Origin of the sequence: Methylibium sp., from assembly GCF_013817365.1 — a bacterium.
Taxonomy (GTDB): domain Bacteria; phylum Pseudomonadota; class Gammaproteobacteria; order Burkholderiales; family Burkholderiaceae_C; genus Methylibium.
Window position 1 is genome coordinate 1 of the sequence record NZ_JACDCU010000221.1, and the last position, 6,529, is coordinate 6,529.

A 6,529-nucleotide genomic window follows, 5' to 3' on the forward strand; every position below is an offset into this window, starting at 1 on the left:
CCCTTGAGCGACTGCGAGGCCACCTGCAGGCCGGCCACTTGCGCGCCTTGGCTATCACCGGGTCCAGCTACAGCACCGGTGAGCACCTGACTTTCTACGAGGCGGTGGACGAGATCGCGCCATGGGCGCGCTCGCAACGCGTTGCCGTGCGCGCCCGCCTGACGCATGAGCATCTGATGGCCTCGTCGGCGATTCCGTTCATCTTCCCGGCAGTGCCTCTGCCGGTCCTGGGACGCTGCGATCACGTGGGCGACGGCTCGATGCGGCAGTCGGCACCGATCTCGCCCGCCGTGCATCTGGGCGCCGATCGCATCCTCGTCGTTGGCGCCGGACGGCTGCACGAGCCGGTAGGCGCACGGGCCGCGGTCGTCGGCTACCCGAGCCTGGCGCAGATTGCCGGACACGCGCTGTCGAACATCTTTCTGGATGCGCTGGCCGTTGACATCGAACGGCTGCAGCGCGTCAACCACACGCTGTCGCTGCTTGGACCCGAAGCACGCTCCCGCACTTCACTGCGGCCGATCGAGCTGCTGGTGATCGCGCCGAGCCAGCGCCTGGACGACATTGCCGCGCACCACTTGCAGGCGCTGCCGGCACCGGTGCGCGCCATGCTGCGAGCCGTTGGCGTCTCCGCCGGCGAGGTGCCATGCGAGAGCGGCGGCGATGGGGGCGCGGCGCTGGCCAGCTACCTGCTTTTCGAGGCGCCGTACACGCGCGAGCTGATTGCGCTGGGAGAGGCCGACACACTGGCACGCCGGGAAGACGTGCTGCGCTTTTTCGGCTGGGGCCGCGCGCGGACGGGGCAGTCCGCGGCGGCGTAAGACGATCGACCGTTTCAGCGGGTGCTTGCTTGCGGCTTGTCGGTTTTCTGTGCTGCCGAGGTTGCCTTGGTGGGAGCCAGCGTCTTGCTCGTCGTCTTGGCCGCGGCAGGCGAAGCGCCGGCATAGCTTGCGTCGTTGACGGTCAGGCCCGCGGCCGAGAAGCGGGCCGCATTGCCGGAGCCCACGCCGGAGACGCGGTCGATCAGGTCGTTCCAGTCCTTGAAGTTGCCCTTCTTGCGTTCGTCGAGCAGCTTGGTGGCGAGCGCCGGGCCGATGCCCTTGACGCTATCGAGCGCAGCCATGTCGGCCTTGTTGACATCGACCGCGGCAAAGGCAGCAGCGGCAAACAGCGCGAGCACGGCGCCGAGCAAAGTCTTGATCATGTTTTTTCTCCTGGGTTGGGGGACTGCAGCGCTTTGGAGCCTGCAGACAAATGCTAGGCGGCTGCGTCACAGCTGCCGACCCCAAGAGGAGGGCGTCACGATGGGGGCTGGGCAGCGGCGTTGCGGCTTGGGCGCCTTGTGCGCGACGAGTGCTGCGCGACTGCGACGCCTTCAGGAACTCAGCCGAACAGCTCGTCGTAGCTCACGCTGGCCGTGCCGAATTTGCCGACCACCAGCCCGCCGGCGCGATTGGCGATTGGCATGGCGTCGCGCGCCGTCATGCCGCAGGCGAGCAGCGTGGCCATGGCCGCGATCACGGTATCTCCCGCGCCGGTGACGTCGAACACCTCGCGGGCCTGAGCCGGCACCGTGGCCGTGCCGGCGATGTCGTACAGCGTCATGCCTTCTTCGGAGCGGGTGAGCAGCACCGCCTGCAGGCCCAGTTCCTGACGCAGCGCCTGCACGCGCTCCTGCAACTGCTCCTCGCCGGTCCACCCGCCGATGAGCAGCGCGAGTTCCGCGCGGTTCGGTGTGACCAGGTCGGCGCCGGCATAGGAGCGGTAGTCGCTGCCCTTGGGATCGACCAGCACCGGCTTGCCGGCGCGCCTCGCCAGCTCGATCATGCGCGGGATGTGGGTGAGACCGCCCTTACCGTAGTCGGAGAACAGCACCGCGTCATGCGCAGGGAGCACCCGCTCGTAGTCTGCCAGCATCTGTGTGAGCACTTCGTGCTCCGGCTGGTTCTCGAAGTCGATGCGGATCAGCTGCTGCGAGCGGCCGATGACACGCAGCTTCACGGTGGTGTAGAGCTTGGGGTCGCTGCCGAGCAGCGAGGCGATGCCTTCGCGTTCGAGCAGTCGACGCAGCACGCGCGCCGGCTCGTCGTCGCCGACGGCCGTGAGCAGCGTGGCCTGCGCTCCCAGCGCCTTCACGTTCAGCGCCACGTTGGCCGCGCCGCCCAGGCGCTCCTCCTCGCGGTTCACGCGCACCACCGGCACAGGCGCCTCGGGCGAGATGCGCTCGACCGCGCCGAACCAATAGCGGTCGAGCATCGCATCGCCGACCACCAGCACGCGGGCCGCAGCCATGCGTTCCTTGCTCGGGACGTTGCTCACGGCGATTTCCTGAGCGCTGCGGTGGCCCGCAGGCAAAAACCGCATTCTCCGGTACAGCAGTGAGTCGGCGGCCGTCTCACTGATCCTCCTGCCGCCGCGGCGGATAACTGTCCCAGGTCTGGCAACCGGGACATTGCCAGAAGTAGTGCTGGGCCTCGAAGCCGCAGGCCGCGCAGCGGTAGCGTTGGCCGGGCTTGGCGGCGGCGGCGGCGAGCAGCTGGAGCTGCTCGGCATCGGTCATCGACAGTGTCTCGCCGCGCGCCAGTTGTTCCTTGAGCAGCACCACGGCGGACGAGAGCGTCGGGTGAGCCTGCAAGTGCGCCCGCAACAGCGACTGGCGCTGCGTGGCGTCCGGCGTCAGGCGAAGCAGGGCGGTCAACAAATCGAGGCTGGGCTGGCGCTCGTAGACCGTCTTCAGTCGCGATGAAGCCGCGCCCTCGTCTTTGCAGGCCAGGGCGCTGGCGGCGTAGTCCGCCGCGATCAGCGCAAACGTGGTCGGCTGCACCGCCAGCAAGGCGTCCCACACAGTGAGCGCTTCACGATGGCGACCTGCCTGCATATGACGCTGGCCCTCCAGCACCCGCGGCCGCGCAGCTTGCGGCGCGGCCGTGCGGGCCTCGCGCAGCGCAGCGTCGGCCTCGACCGGGCGGCGGCGCGTGTCGGCCTCGAGCGCGATCTCGCAGTGGTAGTGAGCAACGCGTGTTGCGAAAGAACCCGCACCGGCCGCCTCGAGCTGACGCGCGATCTCGATGGCGGCAGGCCAGTCACGGGTGCGCTCATAAAGCGTGAGCAGTTCGAGCTTGGCGTCGGTGCCGAAGGCGCTGCCTTCGAGCGCCTTGAAGGCCGCCTCGGCGCGGTCGAACAGGCCGGCCTTGAGAAAGTCCTGAGCGAGCGCGTGCTGGGCCCGGTCGCGTTCGGTGACCGACAAGTCGCCCCGGCCGAGCAGGTGCTGGTGCACGCGCACGGCGCGCTCGTACTCGCCGCGGCGGCGAAACAGGTTGCCCAGCCCGAAGTGCAGCTCCGACGTGCCGGGGTCCTGTTGCACCGCTTCGATGAAGGCATCGATGGCCTTGTCGGGCTGTTCGCTGAGCAGCAGGTTCAGCCCCTTGTAGTAGGCCTTGGGCGATTCCTGTTGTTCGCGCTTCCACTGCTTGAGATCGAAGCGCGAGGCGAGCCAGCCCAGCGCGAAAGCCACCATCAGCCCCAGCAGGCCCAGCGGAAGTGCTGTCTGAGGATCAAACTCCATCGCGCGGTGGATGTTCCAGCGGTGCTGGCTCGACAGCGCGCACCGCTTCCACGTCGAGCATCGTCGTGGCGGTGTCGCTGCGCGGCACGCGCTGCGCCTGGGCGTCGCGGCGCAACCGCCACCAGCTCGGCAGCATCGCCATGATGCCCAGCGCACAGCCCAGGCCGAAGGCGGCAAGCACGATGAAGACCATCGGCGCACGCCATTCCTGGCCGAAGAACCACCTCACGGCGGCATCGTGCTGGTTGTTCAACGCGAACGCGAACAGCGTGAAGAAGATCGCGGCCCGAAAGAGCCAGAGGACGATGCGCATGGTCGCGGGATTCTATCGACGCTCTCGGTCTGCGCCGCGAACGCATTCAGGGCGCCGGCGTGTCGGCGGCTTGCGCGGCCTGGGCTTCGAGCGCGGCGGTGCGGGCGTCGACCGCCTCGCGCAGCGCCTTGCCGGGTTTGAAATGAGGCACGAGCTTTTCGGGGATCAGCACCTGCTCGCCCGATCGTGGGTTGCGGCCCATGCGCGGCGGGCGGCGATTGATCGAAAAGCTGCCGAAACCGCGGATCTCGATGCGGTGACCTCGCGCGAGCGCATCGCTCATAGCGTCGAGGATGGTCTTGACGGCGAATTCGGTGTCGCGCTGCGTCAGCTGGCTGAAGCGTTCACCGAGCAGGGCCACGAGGTCGGAACGGGTCATCGGTCGGTGCGCTCGTGAGTGGGAGGACGGGCCTGCACGAATGCCCTCGCACTGACGCGTGAAGGCATGCGCGCAGGCTGGAAGCCGGGGCTTCCAGCCTGAGGGTCGATCAGTTGTTGCCCTGGTCCAGTTTGGCCTTGAGCAAGGCGCCCAGACTGGTCGTGCCGGCGTTCTCGCGCTCGGACGTCTGCGACAGGCGCTGCATCGCCTCCTGGTTGTCGACGTTGTCCTTGGCCTTGATCGACAACTGGATCGAGCGCGTCTTGCGGTCGATGTTGATGATCAGCGTGGAGACTTCTTCGCCTTCCTTGAGCACGTTGCGGGCGTCTTCCACGCGGTCGCGAGAGATCTCGCTGGCGCGCAGGTAGCCGGTGACGTCGTCTGTGAGTTGGATCTCGGCGCCGCGCGCGTCGACCGTCTTGACCTTGCCGGTCACCGTCATGCCGCGGTCATTGACCGAGGTGTAGGTGGTGAACGGGTCGGAGTCGAGCTGCTTGATGCCCAGCGAGATGCGCTCGCGTTCCACGTCGATGGCCAGAACGAGGGCCTCGACTTCCTGGCCCTTCTTGTAGTTGCGCACCGCGGCCTCGCCCGGCTCGTGCCAGGACAGATCGGACAGATGCACCAGGCCGTCGATGCCGGCCGCCAGACCCACGAACACGCCGAAGTCGGTGATCGACTTGACCGGGCCCGTGAGCTTGTCGCCGCGCTTGTGTTCCTGGGCGAACTCGTCCCAGGGATTGGCCTTGCACTGCTTCATGCCCAGGCTGATGCGGCGCTTGTCCTCGTCGATCTCGAGCACCATCACTTCGACCTCTTCACCCAGCGTGACCAGCTTGGACGGCGCGACGTTCTTGTTGGTCCAGTCCATCTCGGAGACGTGCACCAAACCTTCGATGCCCGGTTCGATCTCGACGAACGCGCCGTAGTCGGCGATGTTGGTGACCTTGCCGAACAGGCGCGTGCCTTGCGGGTAGCGGCGCGACACGCCGACCCACGGGTCGTCGCCCATTTGCTTGAGGCCCAGGGAGACGCGGTTCTTCTCGGCGTCGAACTTGAGCACCTTGGCGGTCAGCTCCTGGCCGACCTGCACCACCTCGCTCGGGTGGCGCACGCGGCGCCAAGCCATGTCGGTGATGTGCAGCAGGCCGTCGATGCCGCCGAGATCGACGAAGGCACCGTATTCGGTGATGTTCTTCACCACGCCGTCGACGAAGGCGCCTTCGCGCAGGGTGGACAGCAGCTTGGCGCGTTCTTCGCCCATCGAAGCCTCGACCACGGCGCGGCGCGACAACACGACGTTGTTGCGCTTGCGGTCGAGCTTGATGACCTTGAACTCCATGGTCTTGCCCTCGAACGGCGTCATGTCCTTGACCGGACGCGTGTCGAGCAGCGAGCCGGGCAGGAAAGCGCGGATGCCGTTGACGAGGACGGTGAGGCCGCCCTTGACCTTGCCGTTGACGGTGCCGGTGACGAAGTCGCCCGACTCGAGCGAGGTTTCGAGCGACATCCAAGAGGCCAGGCGCTTGGCCTTGTCGCGTGACAGGATGGTGTCGCCGTAGCCGTTCTCGATCGCGTCGATGGCGACCGAGACGAAGTCGCCGACCTGAACTTCGAGCACGCCCTGGTCGGTCTTGAATTCCTCGATCGGCACATACGCTTCGCTCTTGAGGCCGGCGTTGACGACCACGAAGCTGTGCTCGATGCGCACTACCTCGGCAGAGACGACTTCGCCGGTGCGCATGTCCGAGCGCTTGAGCGATTCCTCGAAGAGGGCGGCGAACGATTCCATGCCTTGCGACGAGGCGGTTGCGAGTTCTGACATTGGGTTGTTTCCTAGGGACCGGCGGACCGGTGCTGCTGCCACGGGCGTGGCGGATTCAGTTGAAAAACCGGCGTTTCCTTGTGCCTGTGCTGCCGGATGGCGGCAGCGAAAGAGGCACTGAGAAGAAGCGTCGGGCCTGGGACCGTTCGGCGGGGCTCAATCCGAATCCACGCCCTTGCCGAACGGCTGCAACGCTGCCCACCAATCGAGCACCTGTTCGACCGAAGCATCGATCGAGAGCGCAGAGTTGTCGAGCAGCTTGGCCTCCGAAGGCGCCTTCAAAGGCGCGATGCTGCGGTTTTGGTCCCGTGCATCGCGCGCCTCGAGATCGTCGCGAAGGGCTGAAAGATTAGCAGAAATTCCTTTTGAAATCAACTGCTTATGGCGTCTTTCCGCGCGTGTTGCAGCACTCGCGGTAAGAAACACCTTGAGCGCGGCGTCAGGGAA

The 6,529-nt window shown here is 66.7% G+C and carries 8 protein-coding genes; 1 reads left to right on the plus strand and 7 read right to left on the minus strand.

The window, feature by feature from the left end; translation table 11 throughout:
* Nucleotides 1–821 (plus strand): patatin-like phospholipase family protein (locus tag H0W38_RS13615; protein ID WP_292454929.1); only part of this gene is annotated, 821 nt, incomplete at its 5' end.
* Nucleotides 822–835: 14 nt separating this feature from the next.
* On the opposite strand, the gene H0W38_RS13620 is transcribed toward H0W38_RS13615, so the two are convergent.
* From H0W38_RS13620 to H0W38_RS13650, 7 genes are all read right to left on the minus strand, one after another.
* A complete protein-coding gene (locus tag H0W38_RS13620) occupies nucleotides 836–1,204 on the minus strand; it encodes a helix-hairpin-helix domain-containing protein (protein ID WP_292454931.1) in 369 nt (122 codons plus the stop codon).
* Nucleotides 1,205–1,383: 179 nt separating this feature from the next.
* Nucleotides 1,384–2,292 (minus strand): D-glycero-beta-D-manno-heptose-7-phosphate kinase, encoded by a 909-nt coding sequence (rfaE1, locus tag H0W38_RS13625; protein WP_292454943.1) that lies wholly within the window; start codon nucleotides 2,290–2,292, stop codon nucleotides 1,384–1,386.
* A 103-nt stretch (nucleotides 2,293–2,395) separates the two neighbouring features.
* Nucleotides 2,396–3,565, minus strand: a complete 1,170-nt coding sequence (lapB, locus tag H0W38_RS13630; RefSeq protein ID WP_292454934.1) for a lipopolysaccharide assembly protein LapB — start codon at nucleotides 3,563–3,565, stop codon at nucleotides 2,396–2,398.
* Nucleotides 3,555–3,878 carry a lipopolysaccharide assembly LapA domain-containing protein gene (locus H0W38_RS13635; protein ID WP_292454937.1) on the minus strand — a complete coding sequence of 108 codons (324 nt, stop codon included), beginning with the start codon at nucleotides 3,876–3,878 and terminating at the stop codon, nucleotides 3,555–3,557. The genes lapB and H0W38_RS13635 overlap by 11 nt, the downstream gene beginning before the upstream one ends.
* Before the next feature lie 46 nt (nucleotides 3,879–3,924).
* Nucleotides 3,925–4,257: an integration host factor subunit beta gene (locus tag H0W38_RS13640; protein ID WP_292442291.1), complete on the minus strand. Its 333-nt coding sequence runs from the start codon at nucleotides 4,255–4,257 to the stop codon at nucleotides 3,925–3,927.
* Nucleotides 4,258–4,366: 109 nt separating this feature from the next.
* Complete coding sequence (gene rpsA, locus H0W38_RS13645) at nucleotides 4,367–6,082, minus strand: 30S ribosomal protein S1 (RefSeq protein ID WP_292454940.1); 1,716 nt, start codon at nucleotides 6,080–6,082, stop codon at nucleotides 4,367–4,369.
* A gap of 156 nt (nucleotides 6,083–6,238) precedes the next feature.
* Nucleotides 6,239–6,529: (d)CMP kinase (locus H0W38_RS13650; protein WP_292454942.1), on the minus strand; the 291-nt coding region annotated here is incomplete at its 5' end.

Coding starts and splice junctions, on each gene's coding strand:
- rpsA (WP_292454940.1), bottom strand. CDS start 6,082: ATGTCAGAACTCGCAACCGCCTCGTCGCAAGGCATGGAATCGTTCGCC.
- H0W38_RS13640 (WP_292442291.1), bottom strand. CDS start 4,257: ATGACCCGTTCCGACCTCGTGGCCCTGCTCGGTGAACGCTTCAGCCAG.
- rfaE1 (WP_292454943.1), bottom strand. CDS start 2,292: ATGGCTGCGGCCCGCGTGCTGGTGGTCGGCGATGCGATGCTCGACCGC.
- lapB (WP_292454934.1), bottom strand. CDS start 3,565: ATGGAGTTTGATCCTCAGACAGCACTTCCGCTGGGCCTGCTGGGGCTG.
- H0W38_RS13620 (WP_292454931.1), bottom strand. CDS start 1,204: ATGATCAAGACTTTGCTCGGCGCCGTGCTCGCGCTGTTTGCCGCTGCT.
- H0W38_RS13635 (WP_292454937.1), bottom strand. CDS start 3,878: ATGCGCATCGTCCTCTGGCTCTTTCGGGCCGCGATCTTCTTCACGCTG.